This window comes from Prochlorococcus sp. MIT 1342 (genome assembly GCF_047304495.1).
GTDB classification, from domain to species: domain Bacteria; phylum Cyanobacteriota; class Cyanobacteriia; order PCC-6307; family Cyanobiaceae; genus Prochlorococcus; species Prochlorococcus marinus_D.
Window position 1 is genome coordinate 183,963 of record NZ_CP138957.1, and the last position, 23,825, is coordinate 207,787.

Here is a 23,825-nt window from a genome sequence, read left to right on the forward strand (position 1 = left end):
ATGAGATGGGGTTGATTCAGCGGCAGACCTCGCTTTGTTGTTCCCCTTCTGTAGCGAGGGGGCCGCAGTTGACCCAGCGCACAATGCCGACTTCTATGTCGGTGAATAGCACAAGGATTCCTCCACAGAGAAGAACAACTCCAACGGTGGCCCATGACTGACGCTTGTTCATTGAATTTGACTCCAGGATTTCAGTAGCCGTTTGAAGGTAAGGCTCAGGTCTTGCAGATGCCACTGCTCTGCGAGTGTTGCCGCCGTGAGATTGGGTAAGTGAGGCAACTGAGCGATGACTGGAACACCACCAAATTGTTCCAGGGTTTTTGGATTGTCGGGGTGGGGTGGACCATTGAGCACTAAACCTAAGACCTTCAGATTGCGTAAGCGCAGTGCTTCAAGGCTGAGCAGGGTGTGGTTGAGGGTACCTAGGCCACTGCGTGCAACGAGGATTAGCGGTAGTTGCCAACGCACAAGTTGATCGAGTTGTAGCCATTGACGGTTGAGTGGCACCATTAGGCCGCCAGCAGTTTCGATCACTACAGGACCAGATACATCAGGCAATACAAGTTGATCGGGGTTGATGTAGCAGTTCTCTTGTTCTGCGGCCCAGTGGGGTGATACTGCGGCCTGGAGGTTATAGACCTCTGGGTGCCAACGTTCGGCGGGAAGATTAAGGAGCCGACAAACCCTATTGCGGTCTCCACCGTCTTCCTCAAGGCCGCTCTGTATTGGCTTCCAGTAGGTGGCAACTAATCCTTGCACTAGCAATGCACTCACCACGGTCTTGCCGACGTTGGTGTCTGTGCCGCAGACGATTAGAGGAGTCGTTGCCTCAGTCATCGCTGGATTAAAAGCAGTTGGATCAGCCATGTGAGTTGTGCATCTCCACTGTTCTGGCAACGTGGCCAGGCTTGTTTGAGATGGCGCCAGTTGCCAACCCCCATGGTTGGGCAAGGGCTGGCCTGGGCACCAATTTGGCGCATTGGTTTCAAGAGCTGAAAGACTTCAGGACTCTGTTGGGTGAACTGGTGTAGCTTTTGATGGCGGATGTTATTGCTGGACAGCACATCAAGCAATGACGCTTGGGAGGGGAATGGCAGAGCTGTGCAGCTCACGCCTGCTGTTGCTGCTGCTTGGTGCCACTGGGGGAAGCTTCCCTCGACTGGCAGAGCCAATGCCAGCCAGCCTTCAGGAGTGAGAGCGGCCATCCATTCATGTAGTCGTTCTAAAGGGTTAATCAGCCAGTGAAGGGCAAAACTCGAGGCCAGCAAACTAGGTAGTTGGGGCCATGAGGGAACGCCCAGATTGAGATCCCACAGCAATGTTTGGCTGGAGTGGTGATGATGTTTCAGCATCTCGGGACAGCCATCCACGCGGAGGACAGCTTGGTGGGGATTGCAGGCCTCCAGAGCATCTGCCATTAGCCCTGTACCTGAACCGAGGTCTACCCAGAACCCTGCTGGAATGGGCTGCAGAGCACACTGTCTGGCGAGCCTCCAGGCAACGGCACGCTGTAATTGCGCCTGGCTGTTGTAAGTGCTTGCAGCTTGCTCAAAGTTGCTCAACACTTGTTTTGACCAGCGATTGCTCAAGGGGCTGACTCCAGCCACTTGTGCACGCGTTCAATGAGTCCGGGTATCAGCAAGGCATGCCCCGCTTCAGGCAAGATCCAATGGCAAGGGGGGGTTTGTAGATGGTTGAGCAGGGCTTCTTTCAAGGCGATTCGTGCAGCGGGGGCCACGATTGCGTCTTGCGTCGCTTCCACCACCAGCACCCTGGCCTTGGCAGGAAGTCCTGCTGGTAAACCATCAGTTTTGATGAGTAACTCGAGATCCGCCTGCAGTTGCTTGCGGCCGTTTACTGAGAGGCCTTGCTGGATGGGTCCCGCTGGCAAGGCGCTAACGGGCATTGGCTGGGCGGCCCTCGCTAGGAAAGTGTGGAGCATGGCGCTTTCAGTTGCTGTGCCGAGGCGTTCTTGCATGCCCTTTAGGCCAGTGCGTAGGGCACGGTTTGCTGGCCCTTTGGGCAAGAAACCCCCGAAGCTTGCCAGCAGCACCAGATCGGTGGCCTGCGCAAGCACTTCGCTGGCGAGCAGGTGTGGGCCTAAAGAATGGCCAACCACCACCCGCCTTTGTTCTGGTTGTGGTTCAGGAGCGTTATTCCATTGGGGTTGAAGCGGCGGCAGTGTTGCGTAGCCCTGTTCTTGGCTTTGCCACAACCAGCCATCGGCTTGAAAATGGCGGGCCCAAAGCTGCCAGGTGTTGCTATCGCCACACCATCCGTGCATGGCGATTACCTCTTTCATCCAGTTTCAAGGGCGCTCATTAGCCGTTCCAATGTCTCATCGGGAAGCCCCCTGCGCAGCACAAGCCGAAGGCGCGCCGTGCCTTCTGGAACAGTGGGAGGACGGATGGCCACGCTAAGGATGCCGGCTTCCTCGAGTTGACTTTGGCGATTCAGAGCTTGTTGGTCGGAACCGATCACCAGAGAGAGGATGGGTCCATATCCAGGCGGGCGAGCCCATCCTCTAGCTGTCAATTGACCACGCCATTGCTCGGCACGCTCTTTCAGTTGCTTGCCCCATTGAGGGTGAGATTGGATCAGGTTTAGGGCAGTGAGAGCTGCCGCTGCTAAAGGCGGTGCCAGTGCTGTGGTGTAACGAAAGGCGCCACTGGTTTGCAGAAGGTGATCGCCCATGGCGCAATCACCAGCCAGGAAGGCACCACCGCTACCGAATGCTTTCCCGAAGGTGCCGCTGATGATTGAAACTGGTGCAGAGAGCCCATGGCAAAGACCTCGCCCTTGAGGACCGATGACACCCAGGGCATGGGCTTCATCCACGAGCAGCTTGGCACCATGCACTTCGCAGAGTTCGGCCATTGTTGAGAGCGGTGGACTGGTGCCCTCCATGCTGAATAGGCTTTCGGTGACTACAAGCGGCCGTTGATGCGGTTGATGATGCCGGCAGAGCTTGAGGCGCCGCTCAAGGTCTTCCAGGTCATTGTGGCCATAACGCTGCAGCCTGGCGCCACTTGCTTTGACACCCATCAATAGAGAATGGTGAGCTAGGCGATCAGCCAGTACTGGGGTATTGCGGTTGGCCAGTGCGATCACTGCGGCCAGGTTTGCTTGGAACCCGCTTGGGAAAAGTAAGACCCGCTCGCGACCTAGCCAGTCGGCGAGTGCTTCTTCCAGTGCAACATGCACTGGCCGGCTACCAGTGACTAGCCTGGATCCACCTGCTCCAACACCTTCTGAATGCAAGGCCGCTTCGGCGGCTTCGATCAGATCAGGATGCCGACATAGGCCTAGGTAATCGTTGCTTGCCAGATCTAGTAGAGGTTTTGATTTCCCCTGAGGTGACACTGGTTTGAACTCAGCTGGCCCTGGCCCTGGCCGCCAGGTGCGCAGCTGGCGGCGACGTGATGTGGGCTGGCTTTGCATGGGTCCAGTCTGCAAGCCCTGCGCAGTTCAGGATGGCTTCTTTGGCTTGATTTTGCCTTGTTGGCATGCTGGCTGGGGCCAATGCCAACGATGGCCAGAAGTGGATTGCAGGGCTCTTTAGGATTGAAACCATGAGTTCAGTGGCGCACGTCACGACTGCTCCCGACGTCGCCAAGCTTGAACCGGATCCATTTGCGATCTTTTCTTTTCCGCTGGATGAATTCCAGCTTGAGGCCATTGCCGCACTTAACCATGGACATTCTGTGGTTGTTAGTGCTCCTACGGGATCCGGTAAGACATTGGTGGGCGAATATGCCATCCATAGGGCGATTGCCCATGGGCAGAAGGTTTTTTACACCACGCCCCTGAAGGCTCTTTCAAATCAGAAGTTGCGCGATTTCCGTGAACAGTTTGGTTCGCAGAATGTGGGGTTGATGACCGGTGATCTGAGCGTCAATCGTGAGGCTTCGATTGTGGTGATGACCACCGAGATCTTCCGCAACATGCTTTATGCGGAAGCAGACCAGGCTGACGATCCTTTGGCTGACGTGGAAGCGGTGGTGCTCGATGAGTGCCACTACATGAATGATTCTCAACGGGGCACGGTGTGGGAAGAGTCGATCATTCACTGTCCAGCGTCTGTGCAATTGGTGGCGCTTTCTGCAACGGTGGCCAATGCTGGACAGCTCACCGACTGGATTGAGCGGGTGCATGGCCCTACACAGTTGGTGTTCAGCGATTATCGGCCGGTACCACTGCAGTTCAGCTTCTGCAGTGCTAAGGGATTGCATCCTTTGCTCAACGATGCGGGCACAGGACTTCATCCCAACAGCAAGGTGTGGCGTGCTCCTAAGGGGCACAAGCGCAAGGGGCGTTCCCCTAAGCCCCCTCAGCCAGAACCACCGCCCATCAAATTTGTAATTGCGCAGATGGCGGAGCGCGAAATGTTGCCGGCGATTTATTTCATCTTCAGCCGTCGTGGTTGTGATAAATCCGTTAAGGATCTTGGCTCTCAGTGTCTGGTCTCACCGACTCAGCAAGAGCAGATTCGCCAGCGTCTTCGAACCTATAGCGAGACCAATCCAGAGGCTGTTCGTGATGGCATCCATGCTGATGCCCTGCTGCGGGGCATTGCTGCTCATCATGCTGGTGTGCTGCCTGCGTGGAAGGAACTGATCGAGGAGTTGTTTCAGCAGGGGCTTGTGAAGGTGGTGTTTGCTACTGAAACGCTTGCGGCAGGGATCAACATGCCGGCACGTAGCACTGTGATTTCAGCGTTGTCGAAGCGCACTGAGCGTGGCCACCGACCACTGATGGGAAGTGAATTTTTACAGATGGCGGGCCGTGCCGGGCGGCGCGGGTTGGATTCTCAGGGTTATGTGGTCACAGTGCAAAGTCGTTTCGAGGGCGTGCGTGAGGCAGGCCAGCTGGCCACCAGCCCAGCAGATCCTCTTGTGAGTCAGTTCACCCCTAGCTACGGCATGGTGCTGAACTTGTTGCAGCGCCATGACCTCAAGAAGGCAAGGGAACTTGTAGAACGCAGTTTTGGTCGCTATTTAGCCAGCCTGGATTTGGTTTACGAGGAGGAATCGCTGGAACAACTGCGGCTACAGCTGGGGCAACTGCAGGGAGTTGCTGGTGATGTTCCCTGGCAAGACTTTGAGGATTATGAAAAGCGACGCAGTCGATTGCGTGAGGAGCGGCGTTTGTTGCGGATTTTGCAGCAACAGGCTGAGGAGACCTTGGCCAATGAGCTCACCCTGGCTTTGCAGTTTGCCAGTGTTGGCACGTTGGTGAGCCTGAAGGCTCCCCAGTTGCGGGGACGTGTCACTCCAGCTGTGATCGTCGACAAGCTTGAGGGCCCAGGTCAGTTTCCGCTTCTGCTTTGCCTAACCGATGAGAACGTTTGGCTACTGCTGCCCTGTCCGGCGGTTGTCAGTCTGCATGCGGAATTGAGCTGCTTGCAAGTGACTGAAATGAATGAGCCGGATCTGCAGCGCTCTGGCGAACTTCGCCATGGGGATCAGCACAGTGGAAGTCTTGCTCTTGCTGTCGCCCATATGGCCAAGCGTCACGACATGACGACTCCCCAGTACGACCTGGCCGGTGAGGTGTTGGCCCAGGCGCAGCGGGTTCGTGGTCTTGAGGAAGAGTTAGAGCAGCAACCGGCTCATCGTTGGGGGGATCGCAAACAGCTCAAGAAACATCGCCGTCGTATGGAGGAGCTTGAGCTTGAGATCTGCGAACGTCAGCAGTTGCTGCACCAGAGGGCCAACAGTCATTGGGAGACCTTTTTGAGTTTGATCGAGATCTTGCAGCACTTTGGTTGTCTTGATGATTTGGAACCCACGGAGATTGGACGCACTGTGGCGGCGATGCGGGGCGACAACGAACTTTGGCTGGGCCTTTCATTGATGAGTGGCCATTTGGATGACTTGCACCCTGCCAATCTGGCGGCGGTGTTCGAGGCGATCAGCACGGAGGTCAATCGTCCTGATCTTTGGAGTGGCTACCCACCACCGGCGAGTGCGGAGGAGGCCCTCCATGATCTAGCAGGTATTCGCCGAGAGCTCTTGCGGGCACAGGAGCGCTGCCAAGTGGTTGTTCCCGCTTGGTGGGAGCCTGAGCTGATGGGTTTGGTCGATGCCTGGGCCCGTGGTACAGCCTGGTGTGATCTGATTGCTAATACGTCACTGGATGAGGGCGATGTCGTGCGGATCCTCCGCCGCACGGTGGACCTGCTCGCACAGGTGCCTTACTGCGAGGCGATCAGTGAGCAGTTGCGTCGTAATGCACGTTTGGCACTGAAAGCGATCAATCGCTTCCCTGTGTGTGAGGCAGAGGATCTGTTAAATGCGGCTGCAGTTGACGAAGAACTCAATCCTGCTACAGAGCGGGTGGCTTGATCAGGCGAGTTCTGGTTGGTTAGTTAGTGGGCCATGACAAATTTCTCCTTGCGCGGTTTCGTATCTTTCACGCAGAGGGAGAGCCCTGTTGATATGAACATCAGCACCACAACGAGACCATAGCCTTGGAGCTCCTGGCCCGGGGATGGGACCAAGCCCTTAGCAACCCCTGCTTGAGCAAGGAAGCCAACAGCGGGCTGAATGAAGACTGGCAGCACCATGACAACGAAGTTCACGAAAGCTAGTTTGACCGCACGGTTATGACGTTTTGCCACGTCGGCCGTCATCACGAAAGCCAGCAGCTGGGAACCTGTTGTCAATCCGAGCGCGATCATCAACATCGCGGTCAACCAAAGCGGGGCTGAGTTCGTCAAGGCAATCGCAACGGCGATCACGGACGACAAGATTGCTCCAGTGACAAAAAGAATCTTGCGGCGCTTCAAGCGATCGGATAAGTGCCCAGTTGCAATTCCTCCGGCGGCGAAACCAATGAAGATGAGAGTGGTGAGCAAACTCGATAGCCCTGACGACAAACCTGAGTGGATGTTCAGGAAGGTCACTCCCCAAAGATCGCCAATCACTGAAATCGGGAGATATAAACCTGCTGCGGCGAGAGAAAGACACCAGATATTCCGGTCGCGCATGATTTCCTTGATCAGACTCGCGAGTGGCTGCGGACTCTTTGGATCAAACCCGTCTTCTCGCATCAACTCCACGAACCAATTGGGGCGCTTGGGTAGGAGTTTCCACAGCATGAGAGCGATGATCAGACCCGCCCCTGTACAAACCAGCAAAGGGACGCGCCAACCCCATGACTTCGTCAGAATCAGAAGTGGGTATTGAGCGAAAGATGCGCCCAGAGTGCCCATCGCTACGGTTAAACCCGGGACCATCCCATGGCGTTTTGGCGGGAACCAGATCATGGCGAGATAGATGACGCCGAGATAAGCAACTGAACTGCCCAATCCCTGCATCAAGCGCCCTAGTCCCAGCACCACCACATTGTTGGTGCTGGCAAAGAGCAGACAACCCAGGGCTACGACAAGTGCCGCTGGGGCAACGACGGCACGGACTCCGAAGCGATCGAGAAGGCGGCCTACAAGAAGCTGTGAAGGAGCGTATGCGAGAAAATACATTCCCATGGCGAGACCAAACTCTCCTTGGCTCGAGCCGGTGACCCGCATCAATTCGGGTTGTAGGACGCCTGGTGCGACTCGTGCGAAGAACTCGTAGAAATAGAAAAGGGAGCAAACTAGAAAGAGCATCCAGGGTCGCCAACCCCGGCGGGCGCGCTGGGCTTGACCATGAAGATTGCTGATTCGTTGCTGTGCGGAACTCTGGCTCTGGATGCTTCTTGATTCGCCAGAATTTGATGTCATCGGGGGGTCACAGCCGAGCAGATGTCATCAATGCCGGATTAACAATGCGATCGAAGTCTTCTTTGCTCACATAGCCGAGTTTTAGTGCTGCTTCACGCAGGCTGAATCCCTTCTCATGGGCGAGGTGGGCAATCTCACTGGCTTTGTCGTAACCGATTTCTGGGGCTAAAGCTGTCACTAGCATCAGCGATTGCTCTAGATCATGCTGGATCTTGATTCGGTTTGGTTGAATCCCTTGCACCATTGCCAGCCGGTAATTGCGGCAGGCGTCATGTAGCAATTCAATGCTGTGAAGCAGGTTGAAGCCAATCAGGGGTTTGTAGACGTTCATTTGGAGATGACCACTCCCTCCTGCCATGGTCACGGCTGAATCAAGCCCGATGACCTGTAAACAGACCATGGCCATGGCCTCGCATTGAGAGGGGTTGACTTTCCCAGGCATGATCGAGCTTCCCGGCTCATTCTCAGGTAGATGCAGCTCTGCCAGGCCGGCCCTTGGACCACAGGCCAGTAGGCGCAGATCATTGGAGATCTTGAATAGGGCAACCGCCAACATGCGCAACTGAGCCATTGCATTCACTAACCCGTCATGGCTCGCCATCACGGCGAACTTGTTTTTCGCTGAGCTGAATGGCAGGCCTGTGATGCTGGCAAGTTGCGCAGCTGTTTCTTGACCGAAGCGAGCTGGGGCGTTGAGGCCAGTCCCCACGGCGGTGCCTCCAAGCGGCAGGGGGTAGAGCTCTATCAGGCTTGACTGAATACGACTATGGGCTGAGGCAATTTGATCCCGCCACGCAGAGGCCTCCTGACCAAGGGTGAGAGGTACGGCATCCTGTAGATGAGTGCGACCGATTTTGATGATGTCACTCCAGGCATCGCTTTTTCGGGCAAAGGCTGCGATCAATCGCTCCAGTTCAGGCAGCAAGTTTTTGGTGATCCCCTGGACTGCGGCGATATGTATAGCTGTAGGGAAGGCGTCATTGGTGGACTGGGATCGATTGACATGATCGTTTGGATGCACCGGCCTATGGCTACCTAGGGGTTCGTCGTTTGCCTGAGACGCCAGGTTGCTAATTACCTCGTTGACATTCATGTTTGTGTGGGTACCGCTACCGGTCTGCCACACCCTCAGTGGAAACTGATCGTCGTGAAGACCGGATGCAACAGCAGAGGCGGCCTTGATAATTTGATCCCGCTGGATTTCATCGAGCACACCCAGGCGACAGTTCACGCTGGCGGCAGCCTGTTTGATTAATGCCAATGCATGGATCAGTTCGACTGGCATGCGGTCTGTGCTGATGGCGAAGTTAATGAGCGATCGCTGGGTTTGTGCACCCCAGAGAACCCCAGCGGGCACCTCAACAGTGCCCATGCTGTCGTGTTCGATACGCATCAGGTCAGCCATCATGTTGTCGGCAAGGGGTAGAAGCAGATCACATTGACCTTCACTTGTTTTGTGGGGTTTGAGAGCGCGGTAGAACCCATTCAATGATGCTAAAAAGTCTGGCGAGACTTAAACGACTCGAACCATTCCAATCGGTTTAGACGTCCAGAACATCGGATTCAGAGTCCGAGTCGTTGCCAGATCACGTCCAGGTTGGCTTGGTGTAGCTCTGTGCTGAAGCATTCGGCTAGCGCCTTGGCATTGAGAAGGGTCGATACTTCAGGATCGGCCTCAAGATTGGCGCGGAAGTTACCCCCTTCGGTATTCCACGCAGCATGGGCGTTGCGCTGGACAACACTGTAGGCATCTTCTCTGCTCATGCCGTTCTCAACAAGCGCCAATAGCACCCGCTGACTGAACACCACGCCGCCATAGATATTCATGTTGCGACGCATGTTTGCTGGGTAGATACCAAGGCCCTGCACGACTTGGGTCATCTCTCGCAACATGAAGTGGAGTGTGACGGAGCAATCCGGCAGCATCATTCGCTCAGTGGAGCTGTGACTGATATCACGCTCATGCCAGAGGGCCACGTTTTCGAGTGCTGCGACGACATAGCTGCGTAGGACCCTTGCAAGACCACTAATCCGCTCAGCCCGAATCGGGTTGCGTTTATGTGGCATCGCCGAACTTCCCTTTTGTCCTTTAGCAAAGCTCTCCTCCACTTCCAGTACATCGGTTCGCTGCAAGTTGCGGATCTCTGTCGCGAATCGATCTAGAGACGCCCCCACTAATGCCAGGGTCTGTACATAGTCCGCATGACGATCGCGAGAGATGACCTGGGTACTAGCGGTGTCTGGGATGAGGCAAAGGCGCTCGCATGTGAGCTGCTCAACCTTTGGATCGGTATTGGCGTAGGTGCCCATGGCGCCACTGATCTGGCCTACAGCCACATCCCTCTCCAGCCTTTCCAGTCGCTCGGCATTGCGCATTGTTTCTGCTAGCCAACCGGCCAGTTTGAAACCGAAGGTGATGGGTTCGCCATGGATGGCATGGGAGCGGCCGATCATGACTGTGCCCTTGTGCTTCACTGCCAAGCTGCGGATCGCCTCTTGAAGGCTGCCCAGTTCTTGTTGTAGCAATGCCACAGAGTTTTTTAACTGCAGGGCCAGACCCGTATCCAGCACATCGCTGCTGGTCATGCCGACGTGGATGTAGCGGCCGGCATCTCCTACGTGTTCATTAACGTTGGTCAGGAAGGCGATGACGTCGTGGCGAACCTCTGCCTCAATCTCCAAGATGCGCTGTGGGTCGAAGGTTGCGCGTTCACGAATCTGCTGCATTTCAGCCGCTGGGATCTTCCCCAGTTGACAGTTGGCCTCACAAGCGGCGATCTCTACATCTAGCCAGCTTTGATACTTGGCCCTTTCGGTCCAAATCTCGCCCATTTCGGGCAGTGTGTAGCGCTCGATCAAGGGCTCACAGATGGGCGGTTGATTCTTGAACTTAAGTCTTTGGATTCAGGCTGACTTGAGTCGGCGGTGTTCAACTTCCCAATGAACATGTTGCCCCCAGGCCTGTTGCCGTACCCAGCAACGGCCACCTTTGCATTGGATCAATTGGAATGGCGGTAGATCGTTGGGTTGATTTTCAAGGGTCACAAAGCTGCCCGGCGGAAGTAGCTCCAGCACTGTGGCGAGTTGCTTTTGAGGAACAACATGGTGATTGCTGCGGCTTTGGTACCGATGGAGAGCTATGGGTTGTGGAGGTTGGCCTTGAGACACGTCCTTGCGGGCGAGTTGCGGTGATCTTCTCGGAAGCTTTCGCTTTTTGCGGTAGTTAAGAGGTTTTTGTTTCGTTTTCAAGTCTGCTTTTATGACGAAATGTCCCACAAACAGCGTCTTGATCTGCAGCTGCTGATGAAGGGCTTGGCGAGTTCTCGCCATCAAGCTCAGCAGCTGATCCGCGCCGGCAAGGTGCGAGATGGTAATGGCCAGCTGCTTGATAAGCCTGGTCATGAGGTGTCGCAGGAGCTTGAGCTTCAGGTTGAGCAGCCACCGAGATTCGTGTCTCGTGGCGGGGAAAAGTTGCTGGGCGCTCTGCGGGAGTTTCCTCTCAATGTTGAGGGAAGAGTGTGCCTGGATGGCGGCATCTCGACAGGAGGTTTCACCGATTGCCTGTTGCAGCATGGTGCCGCTCGGGTTTATGGAATCGATGTGGGCTATGGCCAGACGGCCTGGGATTTGCGCAACGATCCTCGTGTGGTGCTCAGAGAGCGCACCAACCTGCGCACCCTCAGCCCTGATCAGCTCTACGGGGCTGAGGAGCCTTTACCGAGCCTTGCTGTTGCTGATCTTGCCTTCATCTCCTTGCGGCTTGTGCTGCCTGCCATCAAGAAACTACTTAAGCCAGACCACTCGGAGGCAGTGCTGCTGGTGAAGCCCCAGTTTGAGGTTGGGCGTGAGCGGGTGGGTAAAGGTGGAGTGGTCAGGGATGCCTTGGCCCATGTGGATGCCTTGAAGAGCGTGATCGATACATCAAGGTCCTTGGGTTGGTGGCCCAAGGGACTTATCGCCTCTCCGATCACTGGACCGGCGGGTAATCATGAATACCTGCTCTGGCTGGGTGACGAGACCCTCGTAGATCTTCCAGTTCTTGAGAGACTTGTGGCTCAGACGTTGGCCTAGAGGGCCTTGCTGTCACGCTCGCCGGTACGGATACGTACTACGGAATCCACTGGAGAGATGAAAATCTTGCCGTCACCGATTTCGCCTGTTTTGGCAGCTTCTGCAATGGCGTTCACGACAGCTTCCACCTTGTCGTCGTCGACGACCACTTCGACCTTTAACTTCTGCAGGAATTCAACGGTGAATTCCGAGCCCCGATAGCGCTCAACTTGGCCTTTCTGGCGTCCGAAGCCTCTCACTTCACTCACAGTCATGCCGATGATCTCGGCATTGACTAATGCAAGCTTGACGTCCTCAAGCTTGAAGGGACGGACAATCGCCTCGACTTTCTTCATGACGGCTTGATGTTGCTCGTTCAGAGATAAAGGAAGTGTGTCAGAAACGGCCTGGAACTGATAGGGCAGATAGATGTCCGAGGCTCATTCCTGCGTTCTTTGCATCCTGGGAAAGGGCCTCCGCGTCCAATTGAGGAAGTCTGACTTGGCTTGAAGCAAGCGCATCCCAGTGGGCATCTTCAAAATGGGTCTGTAGCCAGAGCATTCCGTGGATGCTGGCAGGGCGGATCTGGATGCTGTCACCAGTACCGATTAACCAGATGTCCATGAACTGGGCCCGTGAGTGAACCCATTAGGGCTTTTTCAACGGGCCTGGGTTGTGGCTGTTGTTACCGATTTAGCTGTTGCAGCTTGTTGCGGCGTCATTTTGGCGGTGATGGTAGACCTGGCCGCGATAATTGAGCTCCACCTCGGTATCAGCAGGTCGTGCGTCATGCTTGAGGGGAGCCTCATAGCGCTGTCCGCGGTAGACATGCTTCACGGCGCTGTTACTGAGCTGCTCGTGGTCAGCAGTCTTGTAGGTGACGCCGCGATAGGTGCGTTCTTGAGTGGTCATGGGATGAGCCTCGAAGGGATGGGGTTTCTTGCCTTGATGGCAGAGGTGCCGCTTCGTGGAAAGGAGCGTTGCTTCGCCTTGCGGAGGGCTACTTCCGGCTTATGGATCAACGACGATGCGATGACCTAGCTCAACGTTTTGTCCTTCAATTCCTTTTTACAGCGATCACGCTGTTCATGGTGAACATTTTCGACTTTGTTATCTGAAGAGTTCCTTAAATTGGGGCTTTGATGAGCGTTGCTGCGGTTTCCGTTGACTCCAAAGCAGATTCTTTCTTCTCTAAGGCCAAGCTAGGAGTCGAGATCTAGGGTCCGTTTTAGGCATCGTTCCATCCCCGTGAGCAGTACTCAAGCGCAGGCATCTAAACCCCTCTATGGCGAACGGGTGATTGCTGAGGGTGAGCTGATCTGCTTTGACAATCCGAGGCCTGAGCGGCCCTATGAGATCTCAATTGAGTTGCCTGAGTTCACCTGTCAATGTCCGTTCTCTGGGTATCCCGACTTTGCTGTGCTACGTCTGCTTTATCAGCCAGGCCCGAGAGTGATTGAGCTCAAAGCGATCAAGCTCTATGTGAATAGCTATCGGAATTGCACGATTTCACATGAGGAGGCCGCAAACAAGATCCTTGATGATTTGGTTGTCGCCTGTAATCCGGTCTGGATGCAATTAGAAGCAGATTTCAATCCGCGCGGCAATGTGCATACGGTGGTGCGGGTTAGCTATGGCAGTCGTCAGCCCTGTTAGTCGCTTAAGCAATAGAGATGGCTGGTTTTATGCCCAGTCAGATTGATAGCGTAATTTTGCTAAAGAGTCTTATGGCTTGATGATGGCGAGCAAGCCACTTGCACCTCATCCAAATCATGCTGGCAGTACAATTAATACTGATCCAAGTGTCTCAGTCAAAAATGCTTATTGCATTGATGATTGCTATGTAAATCATGCAACAATAGAACACTCAGGCAGCAGAATAACTATTCTCAAGCATTAGCAATCCCTTGTTGGTCAATGACGGTGCAACTAATAAAGACTACAATGCAGAACTTCATAATATTTGCACCTTGAATCACTATGGTGATGGTAAGAAAGGTGATAATGGATTGATAGAAAATAAGATTGGTGCGGAGGCGCTTTTGAATGCAAGAGTGTGATTTGAAAATCATCAACCAAGAAGAATGCTCCTTTAAGGCATGCTTAAAGAAAGGGTAAGGCCAAGATTTAAATGGTTTTGGAATAACCATTTAAATGAAAACTGTTTACAGTAATCTAGGTTTATTTGGCTTTCCTTGTGCTGGTTGATCTAAGGCCAGAGGATTGAAAAAATATTGGCAATATTGTAAATATTGATTCTTATTGCTGTGGTATTGCTGCTGCAAGCAGGCTGGGCAGCTCATTAGCGAAGCCGGTCAGATTGCGGTTGCAGAGACCGCCAACGTGTAGGCATTCATTCTCAGGGTCGCCTACCGCCCAGAGTTGGCGTGTGGCAATCATGCTCAGCCCCCCACCCACCAGGGTGATCAAGAAACCGATGTAGACCAGAGGCACGCCCGGATCGCGCTTGAGAAGCAGGCCGCTGGCGGGTAGAACATCGACGACGCGGATTGGTATTCCCTTCACTTCTGCGGTTGGACCTGCTGGTCGCAGGCTGGCCAATCGCTCACCGGTGGCATCGAACACTTGTACTGGCCCTGCTTCGCTGGTGAGGCTCAGAAGGACTGGGTCGCTGCCATCAGGATTGGTCGGTAGTACGAGCCCCCAGACCTGTTCACCCAGTTCTGGGAAAGTGCGCAGAGGCAGCTGCAGCTGAGGGCTGCGGCCAAGTTGCAGTGTGATGGCAGCTAGAGACCAGTCTGCTTGATAGACAGTTAAGCCATTGAAGCGCAGTGGATGGTTGACACTGACTTCGTGCAGCTTGGCAGTGTCTTGACCAGGCTCAAGCAGCTCTAGTTGTGAGCGAAACTGTTCAGGTCGACCCGCTGGGTCTCTTTCAATTCCAAAGTTTGTCAGGGTGAGTTTGAGATGGCTGTTCCCATCACGGTTTAACAAGTCGAGGGAACGCCCCGGGGCGAGGAATTGCTCCAAACGATTTCCACCCAAGGAACCCCAGACGGCCCCTAGCATCAGCAGCACTAGGCCCAGATGCACAAGCATTGGCCCTGCTCGGCCGATAATCCCGCGCCGAGCGGCAAGCCTGCCAGGCTGTTGTTGGACTTGCCATCCCTGTTGATGGAGATGGGCTGCCAGTTTGTCGATACTTTCGTTTTTGGGTGGGCTTGAGATTGTTTCGGCGATGGCCAGTTTGCTTAATTGACGCGGCTCCTGGTAGTCGATCCATTGCAGAGCTGCTTGCAGAGCAGGCCATTGTCTTCGCCAGCTGCAGAGGATCAGTGCAAGCCCAAGCCAGGCCAACAGCGCTAAAAACCAGCTGCTGGTGTAAACGTGATCCAACTGCAGGCGCAGAATCATCGAACCGTTGACAAAGCCCAGCCAGGGTTTGTCCCTATAGCCTTCCAGGTAGCTCTCTCGGAGTTCTCCCTGGGGGATCGCAGTACCTAGGGCACTTGCGAGTGCGATAACGAGTAGTAAGCCTATGGCTATTCGTAGGTCGGAGATCCAGGCAAGAAGGCGTTTAAAGGTGGCCATAGGTTCAGCTCCAGCGGGCCAAGAGAGTGAGAACGCCCGTCGTGAGTAGAACGGCTCCGCTCATGGGGGGGATCCAGCGGCCTAATGGTCGCAGTGCCAGTAATTTCGGCAGGATGGCAGCTGCGCTTCCTGCTAGTAGCAGTGGTAGGACCTGCCCAATGCCAAAGCAGGTGAGTAGCACGATTCCTACCAAAGGTTGACCACTCTGGGCGATCCATCCCAGTAGTACAGCCAGCACAGGTGTCGTACAGGGGGAGGCGGCTAGGCCGAAGGCCAACCCGGCGGCCACTGGGGCAAGTGGAGCTGGAACGCGTTGCCGCCAAAGATCTGGATCTGGTCCTGCAGGCAGGGGCAGTTTTAGGAGGCCTAGCAGATTCAGTCCCATGACTACCGCCAGCAGTGCTACCAAGGTGGGCACCACTCCAGGCACTTGGCCGTAAATCCGTCCGATCAGACCACTAAGGCTGCCAAGCAGTACCAGGGAACCCACAATGCCGCCACAGAATGCGATACTGCGGCGCCAGGGGGCCTGATTGCTATCAAAACCTGCCAGATAGGCCAGGGTGACGGGTAGTAGGGAAAGGGAGCAGGGGCCTAGGCTGGTTAGAAAGCCGGCAGCAAAAACGAGGGCCAGGGTGAGCGGACCTTGATTGCTTAGCCCGTGGCTGAGCATTTGCTCACCGTTGCGGGCTAGATCTGAGAGAACCAGGTCCAGAGCAGGGATGGGTAGAGCCGGTTCAGCCGGATCAAATTACGGTATTTACCCTATCGACTGACGTCGCTGTCGAGGGGATCTGCCACCAAGGAGCCCTGTTGATTCAAGGGAACAACGGATCAACAGACCGGCAATCATGACGCTTGAGAGCAGTGAATTGCCTCCATAACTCACCATTGGCAAGGGCAAGCCGGTTGTGGGCATCACGCCGGAGGCCACGGCCACATTGATCACGGCTTGACCCACCAGGATCGTTGTGCAGCCGATAGCAACCAATCGCGACTGGTTGGTTCTGCAACTCAGAGCTACCCGTAGGCCGAGGAAAGCAACCAACATCAGGAAGAGCAACATCATCACCGAGCCCACGAAACCAAATTCCTCGGCAAAAACGGCATAGATGAAATCAGTGCTTTGTATGGGCAGGTATTGCAGTTTTTGGGTCGAGAGGCCGAAGCCCTCGCCAAACCACCCCCCGGAGCCGATGGCAAGCAGGCTTTGTACGAGCTGATAACCACTCCCTTGTGGGTCTTGCCATGGGTCGAGGAAGGAGATCACGCGTATGCGCTGATACTCATTGATCAGAATGCTGGTTGTGCCAAGCAGGCCGCCTGCCATGGCGGTTGCCAGCAAAGTGCGCAACCTCAGACCAGCGGCCAGTGCCATCAGCCATAACAACATGCCCGTCAGTGCGGCAGTGCTGAGGTTGGGCTGTTTGAGAATCAGTAGAAGTAGGGCCCCGAAGATGCCAAGCCAGAGCAATTTCTCATCTGATCTGATGCGCTGCCAGTGGGCAAACAGGTTGGCGGCTTGCAGCACCACAAAGGGTTTGACTAGTTCTGATGGCTGGATCTGGAGAGGGCCAATCACTAACCAGCGACTGGCCCCATTGACGGTGCTACCGATGACTAGGGTCGCTGCGACGAGGAAGCAACTGAGCCAGAGGGCTGGTCCTGCAAGTTTTAGCCAACGGCGCAGACTGGTAGAGACAGCCAGGCCAAGCAGGCTCCAGCTGGCAGCCATCCATATCAGTTGTCGTTTGAGGTAATAAGCACCTTCTCCCATTTCTCGAGTGGCTACCCACCAACTAGCCGAGCCAAGCAACATCAGCCCTGCCAGGCTCCAGAAGGCAAAAAGGGTAAGTAGTAAACGGCCTTCAGCGGGCCAGAGTGCCCAGGGGAGGGGGAGACGTTTTTGCCAGAAAGACAACTGATCGCTTCCATCATTACGGCTAAGCCGTAATGCCCCTTGCCGTTGTTTTTGACTCCGGCGGGATAGGACGGAGGAGCTGCTCAAGAGGGGAGGTCTTAGTCAAGTTGACCTATTGAGACGTGTTAATAGCACTTTGCCAAGTCTTAATTGACAACAAAAAACTGCTTAAAACATTATTGGACAAGAGAAGTTCAAGGGTATTCAGGAGATGTCATAGGTTCGATTTTTGCTCTTCACAATCTTCTTTCTAGAAACGAGTTTGATTTTGTCGATTCAGCTTTCTTCGCTTTGGGATATGTGCTGTAGGGGATGTCCTGACTCCCCTCGGGGGAGGCCATGAAATGCTCGCGTTGTTGCCAGCTCCCTTTCGATGCCCTCTGCTGCTCAGCCGTGCGATGAGGCCACACCTGTTGTCAGTGCTTTTTATGACCGCTTCCCTTACCCAGGAGATCCTTTGCAGGACGGGCCGCCGCCTGGATACAACTGGCGTTGGTGTGTGGATATGGCCTATGCGGTCTGTACCGGTTCTGTTGTCCGAAAATGTGCTGGTAGTGAGCCTCTAAAAATCCTTGATGCCGGATGCGGTACGGGTGTTAGTACCGATTACCTAGCCCATCTCAATCCCGGCGCGGAGATCCTGGCTGTGGACATTTCCCGCGGCGCGCTGGAGGTGGCTCGAGAGCGTTTGCAGCGTTCCGGAGGCAACGATCAGGCGCATGTTCGTATCGAGAACCAAAGCTTGCTCGAGCTTGAAGATGAGGGGCAATTTGACTACATCAATTCCATTGGTGCGCTTCACCACTTGCGACAGCCGGAAGCTGGACTCAAAGCTCTGGCATCCCGTTTAAAGCCAGGGGCTTTGCTGCACCTTTTCCTTTATGCCGAAGCTGGTCGATGGGAAATTCATCGCATTCAGCGGTTTCTTTCGTCCCTGGGAGTGGGCACTGATGAGCAGGGCCTGAGATTGGCCCGGCAGCTGTTTGAAATCTTGCCTGAGCACAACCGCCTCAGGCTTAATCATGAACAGCGCTGGGCTATCGACTGCGTAGCAGACGTGAACTTTGCAGATATGTATCTCCATCCCCAGGAGACGAGTTACAACCTTGAACGACTTTTTGCTTTTGTCGCTTCAGCTGATTTGGAGTTTGTGGGTTTTTCTAATCCCAAGGTTTGGGATCCAGTAAGGCTGTTGCAGGGTGAATTGCTTGAGATGGCTTTGGCGTTACCGCAGCGTCAGCAATGGCAACTGATGGAACAGCTAGATCCAGACATCAGTCATTTCGAGTTCTTCCTCTCCAAGGGGCCACAGGCCTCCCTGGGTTGGACAGATGATAATGAGTTGCTTGCTGCTACGGGAAAGCTTTCTATCTGTCTCTGGGGCTGGCCTGGCCAGTCTTTGCTGGATTTCGAGATGGCTCCTCTAGAGCTAAGTGTTGAGCAAGTTGAGTTGCTTAAGGCAATCGAGGCGGCGCCTGATACAGCTCTCGGATGTTTGCCGCTTGGCTGGGATTCGAAGCGGATCAGCTCTTTGGCCAGGGATTTGCAACGGCGGCAGGTGCTCTTGCTTTCGCCTGGAAATGTTGCATCTACATGATAGATTCCGCGGGCCTTTATCCAAGAGCCTCGGCGCCCTTGCTGGCATCCCCGCTGCTCCAGCCTGAAATTGACCCTCCAAAGGAGGGACAGGGTGGACTGGAAACAGCTGTGGAGGCTAGCCCTAACACTGAGCTCTCTCTGGATCCTGAGTTGTCAGCTGTGGTTTCTACGGCTTCATCTGACGACTATGCGCAGCTACAGCGGCGCTACATCCTGGCAACGTTGACCGTCTCCGCTTTTGCGGTGGCCGTCACCGCACTTTTCTTCGATCTTCACATCGCTAGCAGTGTGCTAATCGGTGCTTTGTCTGGAGTTCTCTACCTGCGGCTTTTAGCTCGCAGCGTTGGCAAGCTGGGCAACGGATCGAAGAGTGTGAGCAAGTTTCAGCTTCTCGTTCCCGTTTTGCTTGTACTTGCGGTCTCTCGTTTGCCTCAGCTTGAGCTTCTGCCGGCCCTGCTCGGTTTTCTGCTCTATAAGCCCGCCATGATCCTGCAGGTTTTGCTTGAGTCATGAACTTGAACCAAACCTGGATCAACTGAATTGCCGGTTTGCCGGCTTCTCCTCAAACCGTCGTTTTCTCGACACCGAATTTCCAGCCTGATGGGTTTCTTGCCAATTGCTCTTCCCTTTGCCGAACTGGAGGTGGGTCAACACCTTTACTGGCAGATTGGCAATCTTCAGCTCCATGGCCAGGTGTTCATGACATCCTGGATTGTGATTGGCGCCATTCTTGCCCTTGTTGTTGTGGGCACACGCAAGATGGAGCGTGATCCACACGGTGTTCAAAATCTTCTCGAGTTCCTCTGGGATTACATCCGTGATTTAGCTCGCACCCAGATTGGTGAGAAGGCTTATCGCGATTGGATGCCGTTCATTGGCACCTTGTTCTTGTTCATCTTTGTAAGCAATTGGGGCGGGTCTTTGGTCCCATGGAAATTAATCCATCTCCCCAGTGGGGAGTTGGGTGCTCCTACGGCTGACATCAATACCACCGTGGCACTTGCTCTACTTGTGTCGCTCTCTTACTTCTATGCCGGTTTGAGTCGGAAGGGATTGCGGTACTTCGAGTACTACGTCCATCCAACTCCGATCATGATCCCCTTCAAGATCGTTGAGGATTTCACCAAGCCTTTATCACTCTCCTTTCGTCTGTTTGGAAACATCCTTGCTGATGAATTGGTTGTTGCGGTTTTGGTTTTCCTTGTTCCCCTCTTCCTGCCAGTCCCGGTCATGTTCCTTGGCCTGTTCACCAGTGCCATTCAGGCTCTAATCTTCGCCACCCTCGCCGCCTATTACATCGGTGAAGCGGTAGAAGAGCACCATTGATCAAACTCTGATCTAGCCAGGCCTAACCCCTCGGTCTGGCAAACTCCATGCGCGCAGGTCCGGCTTGTTCGGGCCCATCTCACAATCTCCGAGATGTCCCTGGCGCTGGTATCAACCTCTCGGTCCCCATACGCGCTGTTTTAGCGCCCCACACCTTTAGTTCAACCATGGATTCCATTACCACCGCCGCGTCTGTTGTTGCCGCTGGTCTAGCTGTAGGCCTCGGGGCCATAGGCCCAGGTATCGGTCAGGGCACCGCTGCAGGCGGCGCTGTTGAGGGCATTGCCCGCCAGCCTGAAGCTGAAGGCAAGATTCGCGGCACCCTGCTGCTCTCTTTTGCCTTTATGGAATCTCTCACCATCTATGGCCTTGTGGTCGCCTTGGTGTTGCTGTTCGCCAATCCCTTCGCTGGTTGATCCAGACCGGAGTCGCTCGCTGGCTGCTCTCATCACCTCACGGCCATGGTTGTGAGTTGATCGGAACTCTTCCCAGGGGCATTCATCGCCCTCCAGCCTTCACTCCGTTCTGAGTCCTGCTTCAACTGCTGTCACTCTCGCCTCATGACCAGCTTGCTTCTGTTCGGTGCTGGAGGTCTATTTGACTTCGATGCCACTCTGCCGCTCATGGCGTTGCAGGTGGTGCTCCTCACCTTCATCCTCAATGCTCTCTTCTTCAGGCCCGTTGGTCGGGTCGTTGAGGAACGAGAGGTCTATGTCACAACCAGTCGCGCTGAGGCGAAGCAAAAGCTTGCGGAGGCGGAGAAGCTGGAGTTAGAGCTTAAGGAACAGCTCAAGTCAGCCCGTATCGCTGCCCAGCAGTTAATTCAAGAAGCTGAAAAGGATTCTGAACAGCTCTACCGAGAAGCCCTCGCTATTGCAAATGCTGATGCGAATGCAGCTCGGGAGAAGGCTCGCCGTGAGATTGATGCTCAGAGGGATTCGGCCCTGAGTCAACTTAAGGGTGATGCAGAAAAGCTTGGTGATCTCATCGTTAACCGCCTGCTGGCAGCCAAATGATTAGTCCTTTGTTCTTTGCCAGTGAGGGTGGTTTCGGCCTGAACCTCGACTTGTTTGACGCCAACATTGTCAATCTGGCGATTGTTATTTTCGGTCTCTACAAATTCCTTCCTCCTTTTATAGGGGGGATCCTTGAGCGCCGCCGTGTCGCCATTATGGCTGATCTTCAGGATGCTGAAGATCGTCTGCTTAAGGCCACCGAGGCTTTGGCAGCTGCCAAAAAGGATTTGGCAGCTGCCCATCAGAAAGCAGAACAGATCCGCGAGGATTGCAAGCTTCGTGCGGAAGCCATTCGTCTTGACAGTGAAAAACGCACGGTTGAGGAGATGGCACGTGTTAAGCAGGGTGCTACAGCAGATCTCAATGCTGAAGCCAGTCGTGCTAGCGCTCAATTGCGTCGAGAAGCTGCCCGTATGGCGATCGAGAATGCACTATCTGCTTTGCCTGGGAAACTCAATGCAGAGGCTCAATCCAAGTTGGTGAGTCAGTCCATCAAAAACCTTGGGGAAACCTGATGCCACTGCTTAACACCATCACCACCCCCTATGCCGAGGCCTTTCTTCAAGTGGCTGAAAGCCGCAAGGAAGTCGATCAGGTGGTTGATCAGGCAAAGGCAGTTCTGGCCTTGTGGAACGACTGTCCTGAGCTAAGTGGGGCAATGGCCTCACCCGTTTTGGAAGTGGAGGCCAAGAAGGCTGCCTTGCAAAAGCTTTTTGCTAATCAGGTCACACCTTCTTTCCTCAACCTGCTGAAGCTGCTCGCTGATCGTCAGCGAATCGGCGTTTTGGATGCGGTGCTTGAGCGCTTGATTGAGCTCTATCGCGAGCAACGCAACATCGCTCTCGCCACAGTGACCTCTGCTGCTGAACTCAGTGAGCAGCAACAGGCTGCGCTGCAAAAGAAAGTGCAGGCTGTGGCCAATACCGACAAGTTGGAGATCAACCTCAAAATTGATCCAGATTTAATCGGTGGTTTCGTTGTCAACGTCGGCTCCAAGGTGATCGACGCCAGCGTTGCTGGACAGGTTCGACGTCTTGGCCTGGCACTGGCCAAGGTGAGCTAGCTCCCTACCTTTTTCTCTTTCTCACCCTCTTCCTCAACACCAACGCCTCCCATGGTTTCCATCCGCCCCGACGAGATCAGCGCGATTCTCAAGCAGCAGATCTCCGACTATGACAAGTCGGTTTCCGTCAGCAACGTCGGCACTGTTCTGCAGATTGGTGACGGTATCGCTCGTGTCTATGGCCTTGAGCAGGTCATGGCTGGCGAACTGGTGGAATTTGAGGATGGCACTGAAGGGATCGCCCTCAATTTGGAGGACGACAACGTTGGTGCGGTGTTGATGGGTGAGGGTGTTGGTATTCAGGAAGGCAGTACCGTCAAAGCCACTGGCAAGATTGCCTCAGTGCCCGTCAGCGATGAGATGCTGGGCAGAGTGGTGACTCCTTTGGGTCAACCGATGGATGGCAAAGGCGACATCCCCAGCACTGAGAGTCGCTTGATTGAGTCGATAGCTCCAGGCATCATCAAACGTAAGTCGGTGCATGAGCCGCTGCAGACAGGAATTACATCAATCGATTCGATGATTCCTATCGGTAGGGGTCAGCGTGAGTTGATCATTGGTGACCGTCAGACAGGTAAGACCGCGATCGCCATCGACACGATCATCAACCAGAAGGGAGAGGATGTTGTCTGTGTTTATGTAGCTGTCGGCCAGAAGGCTGCCTCTGTGGCCAACGTGGTTGAGGTGCTTCGCGAGAAGGGCGCTCTCGATTACACCGTGATTGTGGCAGCTAGCGCTTCCGACCCTGCTGCTTTGCAGTACCTGGCTCCTTACACGGGCGCAGCTATTGCTGAGTCGTTCATGTACAAGGGCAAGGCGACTTTGGTCATCTACGACGATCTAACCAAGCAGGCCCAGGCCTATCGTCAGATGTCACTGCTGCTGCGTCGTCCTCCCGGTCGTGAAGCCTATCCAGGAGATGTCTTCTATCTTCACAGCCGCCTTCTTGAGAGGGCAGCAAAGCTTTCTGATGCGATGGGTAGCGGTTCGATGACGGCACTGCCGATCATTGAAACCCAAGCAGGAGACGTGTCGGCTTATATCCCTACCAATGTGATTTCGATCACGGATGGTCAGATTTTCTTGAGTTCAGATCTTTTCAACTCAGGATTGCGTCCTGCCATCAACGTTGGCATTTCAGTGAGCCGGGTTGGTGGTGCTGCTCAAACCAAAGCGATCAAAAAGATTGCCGGCACTTTGAAGCTTGAGTTGGCTCAGTTTGATGAATTGGCTGCTTTCTCTCAGTTCGCCTCTGATTTAGATGAAGCAACTCAGAAGCAGTTGGGGCGTGGTAAGCGACTGCGCGAGCTGCTTAAGCAGCCTCAGTTTGCACCGCTGAATTTGGCTGAGCAGGTTGCGATCGTTTATGCAGGAGTGAAAGGCTTGATTGATGAGGTGCCTGAGGATCAGGTCACTCAGTTTTCACGTGAATTGCGTGATTACCTCAAGACCAACAAGCCCGAGTACATCACCAAAGTTCAGACTGAGAAGGTGCTCAACGAGGATGCTGAGACCATTCTCAAGGCCGCCATCAACGAGGTGAAGTCGTCGATGCTGGCCTCGGCCTGACCC

The 23,825-nt window shown here is 54.5% G+C and carries 27 protein-coding genes and 1 riboswitch; of the genes, 12 read left to right on the forward strand and 15 right to left on the reverse strand.

Annotated elements, in window-relative coordinates; translation table 11 throughout:
* Positions 1-16: 16 nt before the first annotated feature.
* From SIB79_RS00875 to SIB79_RS00895, 5 genes are read right to left on the reverse strand one after another with little or no spacing between them, the layout of a single operon-like run.
* The gene (locus SIB79_RS00875; protein ID WP_196757606.1) at positions 17-172 is read right to left on the reverse strand and encodes a hypothetical protein; all 156 of its coding nucleotides are present in this window, start codon (positions 170-172) and stop codon (positions 17-19) included.
* Entirely contained in the window at positions 169-867 is a 699-nt protein-coding gene (bioD, locus tag SIB79_RS00880) for a dethiobiotin synthase (RefSeq protein WP_236072622.1), read from the reverse strand. The genes SIB79_RS00875 and bioD overlap by 4 nt, the downstream gene beginning before the upstream one ends.
* Positions 834-1,589 carry a methyltransferase domain-containing protein gene (locus SIB79_RS00885; RefSeq protein ID WP_063403785.1) on the reverse strand — a complete coding sequence of 252 codons (756 nt, stop codon included), beginning with the start codon at positions 1,587-1,589 and terminating at the stop codon, positions 834-836. The genes bioD and SIB79_RS00885 overlap by 34 nt, the downstream gene beginning before the upstream one ends.
* The gene (locus SIB79_RS00890; protein ID WP_063403563.1) at positions 1,586-2,302 is read right to left on the reverse strand and encodes an alpha/beta hydrolase; all 717 of its coding nucleotides are present in this window, start codon (positions 2,300-2,302) and stop codon (positions 1,586-1,588) included. The genes SIB79_RS00885 and SIB79_RS00890 overlap by 4 nt, the downstream gene beginning before the upstream one ends.
* Positions 2,299-3,441 carry an aminotransferase class I/II-fold pyridoxal phosphate-dependent enzyme gene (locus SIB79_RS00895; protein WP_063403564.1) on the reverse strand — a complete coding sequence of 381 codons (1,143 nt, stop codon included), beginning with the start codon at positions 3,439-3,441 and terminating at the stop codon, positions 2,299-2,301. Before SIB79_RS00895 ends, SIB79_RS00890 begins: the two co-directional genes overlap by 4 nt.
* Before the next feature lie 131 nt (positions 3,442-3,572).
* Between SIB79_RS00895 and SIB79_RS00900 the strand changes: the two genes are divergently transcribed.
* Positions 3,573-6,347, forward strand: coding sequence for a DEAD/DEAH box helicase (locus SIB79_RS00900; RefSeq protein WP_063403786.1), 2,775 nt, complete (start codon positions 3,573-3,575; stop codon positions 6,345-6,347).
* A 23-nt stretch (positions 6,348-6,370) separates the two neighbouring features.
* Here the strand turns inward: SIB79_RS00900 and SIB79_RS00905 are convergent, their stop codons facing one another.
* The 4 genes from SIB79_RS00905 to SIB79_RS00920 form a co-directional block, all read right to left on the reverse strand.
* Entirely contained in the window at positions 6,371-7,726 is a 1,356-nt protein-coding gene (locus SIB79_RS00905; protein ID WP_236072624.1) for an MFS transporter, read from the reverse strand.
* Between the two features lie 7 nt (positions 7,727-7,733).
* Positions 7,734-9,131, reverse strand: coding sequence for a class II fumarate hydratase (gene fumC / locus SIB79_RS00910; protein ID WP_063403788.1), 1,398 nt, complete (start codon positions 9,129-9,131; stop codon positions 7,734-7,736).
* A 158-nt stretch (positions 9,132-9,289) separates the two neighbouring features.
* A complete protein-coding gene (purB, locus tag SIB79_RS00915; protein WP_063403565.1) occupies positions 9,290-10,585 on the reverse strand; it encodes an adenylosuccinate lyase in 1,296 nt (431 codons plus the stop codon).
* Positions 10,586-10,630: 45 nt separating this feature from the next.
* Positions 10,631-10,975, reverse strand: coding sequence for a hypothetical protein (locus tag SIB79_RS00920; RefSeq protein WP_413681125.1), 345 nt, complete (start codon positions 10,973-10,975; stop codon positions 10,631-10,633).
* Between the two features lie 18 nt (positions 10,976-10,993).
* On the opposite strand from SIB79_RS00920, the gene SIB79_RS00925 reads away from it, so the two are divergent.
* Positions 10,994-11,797, forward strand: coding sequence for a TlyA family RNA methyltransferase (locus SIB79_RS00925; protein ID WP_063403566.1), 804 nt, complete (start codon positions 10,994-10,996; stop codon positions 11,795-11,797).
* Here the strand turns inward: SIB79_RS00925 and SIB79_RS00930 are convergent.
* From SIB79_RS00930 to SIB79_RS00940, 3 genes are all read right to left on the reverse strand, one after another.
* Positions 11,794-12,132 (reverse strand): P-II family nitrogen regulator, encoded by a 339-nt coding sequence (locus SIB79_RS00930; RefSeq protein ID WP_011130849.1) that lies wholly within the window; start codon positions 12,130-12,132, stop codon positions 11,794-11,796. The two genes, SIB79_RS00925 and SIB79_RS00930, sit on opposite strands and share 4 nt — an antisense overlap.
* A 40-nt stretch (positions 12,133-12,172) precedes the next feature.
* Complete coding sequence (locus SIB79_RS00935; RefSeq protein WP_041384564.1) at positions 12,173-12,400, reverse strand: hypothetical protein; 228 nt, start codon at positions 12,398-12,400, stop codon at positions 12,173-12,175.
* Between the two features lie 69 nt (positions 12,401-12,469).
* A complete protein-coding gene (locus tag SIB79_RS00940) occupies positions 12,470-12,688 on the reverse strand; it encodes a DUF4278 domain-containing protein (RefSeq protein WP_074161332.1) in 219 nt (72 codons plus the stop codon).
* A gap of 62 nt (positions 12,689-12,750) precedes the next feature.
* Positions 12,751-12,826, reverse strand: a riboswitch (Glutamine riboswitch).
* 198 nt (positions 12,827-13,024) lie between these two features.
* Here SIB79_RS00940 and queF point away from each other — a divergent pair.
* Both queF and SIB79_RS00950 read left to right on the forward strand, forming a co-directional pair.
* Complete coding sequence (queF, locus tag SIB79_RS00945) at positions 13,025-13,432, forward strand: preQ(1) synthase (RefSeq protein ID WP_063403568.1); 408 nt, start codon at positions 13,025-13,027, stop codon at positions 13,430-13,432.
* 251 nt (positions 13,433-13,683) lie between these two features.
* Positions 13,684-13,836 (forward strand): hypothetical protein, encoded by a 153-nt coding sequence (locus SIB79_RS00950; protein ID WP_155724636.1) that lies wholly within the window; start codon positions 13,684-13,686, stop codon positions 13,834-13,836.
* A gap of 199 nt (positions 13,837-14,035) precedes the next feature.
* On the opposite strand, the gene SIB79_RS00955 is transcribed toward SIB79_RS00950, so the two are convergent.
* From SIB79_RS00955 to SIB79_RS00965, 3 genes are all read right to left on the reverse strand, one after another.
* Entirely contained in the window at positions 14,036-15,328 is a 1,293-nt protein-coding gene (locus SIB79_RS00955; protein WP_063403570.1) for a cytochrome c biogenesis protein ResB, read from the reverse strand.
* Positions 15,329-15,332: 4 nt separating this feature from the next.
* Positions 15,333-16,001, reverse strand: coding sequence for a cytochrome c biogenesis CcdA family protein (locus tag SIB79_RS00960; protein WP_196757488.1), 669 nt, complete (start codon positions 15,999-16,001; stop codon positions 15,333-15,335).
* An 87-nt stretch (positions 16,002-16,088) separates the two neighbouring features.
* Positions 16,089-17,336 (reverse strand): FtsW/RodA/SpoVE family cell cycle protein, encoded by a 1,248-nt coding sequence (locus SIB79_RS00965; RefSeq protein WP_063403571.1) that lies wholly within the window; start codon positions 17,334-17,336, stop codon positions 16,089-16,091.
* A gap of 286 nt (positions 17,337-17,622) precedes the next feature.
* Here SIB79_RS00965 and SIB79_RS00970 point away from each other — a divergent pair, with 286 nt between their 5' ends.
* From SIB79_RS00970 to atpA, 8 genes are all read left to right on the forward strand, one after another.
* Positions 17,623-18,846, forward strand: a complete 1,224-nt coding sequence (locus SIB79_RS00970) for a class I SAM-dependent methyltransferase (RefSeq protein ID WP_063403572.1) — start codon at positions 17,623-17,625, stop codon at positions 18,844-18,846.
* A complete protein-coding gene (locus tag SIB79_RS00975; RefSeq protein WP_196757608.1) occupies positions 18,843-19,361 on the forward strand; it encodes an ATP synthase in 519 nt (172 codons plus the stop codon). The genes SIB79_RS00970 and SIB79_RS00975 overlap by 4 nt, the downstream gene beginning before the upstream one ends.
* A gap of 87 nt (positions 19,362-19,448) precedes the next feature.
* Positions 19,449-20,174 (forward strand): F0F1 ATP synthase subunit A, encoded by a 726-nt coding sequence (atpB, locus tag SIB79_RS00980; RefSeq protein WP_011130840.1) that lies wholly within the window; start codon positions 19,449-19,451, stop codon positions 20,172-20,174.
* Between the two features lie 167 nt (positions 20,175-20,341).
* Positions 20,342-20,590 carry an ATP synthase F0 subunit C gene (atpE, locus tag SIB79_RS00985; protein WP_011130839.1) on the forward strand — a complete coding sequence of 83 codons (249 nt, stop codon included), beginning with the start codon at positions 20,342-20,344 and terminating at the stop codon, positions 20,588-20,590.
* Between the two features lie 144 nt (positions 20,591-20,734).
* Positions 20,735-21,190, forward strand: coding sequence for a F0F1 ATP synthase subunit B' (locus SIB79_RS00990; RefSeq protein ID WP_011130838.1), 456 nt, complete (start codon positions 20,735-20,737; stop codon positions 21,188-21,190).
* The gene (locus SIB79_RS00995; RefSeq protein WP_063403573.1) at positions 21,187-21,705 is read left to right on the forward strand and encodes a F0F1 ATP synthase subunit B; all 519 of its coding nucleotides are present in this window, start codon (positions 21,187-21,189) and stop codon (positions 21,703-21,705) included. Before SIB79_RS00990 ends, SIB79_RS00995 begins: the two co-directional genes overlap by 4 nt.
* Positions 21,705-22,253: an ATP synthase F1 subunit delta gene (gene atpH / locus SIB79_RS01000; protein WP_011130836.1), complete on the forward strand. Its 549-nt coding sequence runs from the start codon at positions 21,705-21,707 to the stop codon at positions 22,251-22,253. Before SIB79_RS00995 ends, atpH begins: the two co-directional genes overlap by 1 nt.
* Before the next feature lie 51 nt (positions 22,254-22,304).
* A complete protein-coding gene (atpA, locus tag SIB79_RS01005) occupies positions 22,305-23,822 on the forward strand; it encodes a F0F1 ATP synthase subunit alpha (protein ID WP_011130835.1) in 1,518 nt (505 codons plus the stop codon).
* Positions 23,823-23,825 lie beyond the last annotated feature (3 nt).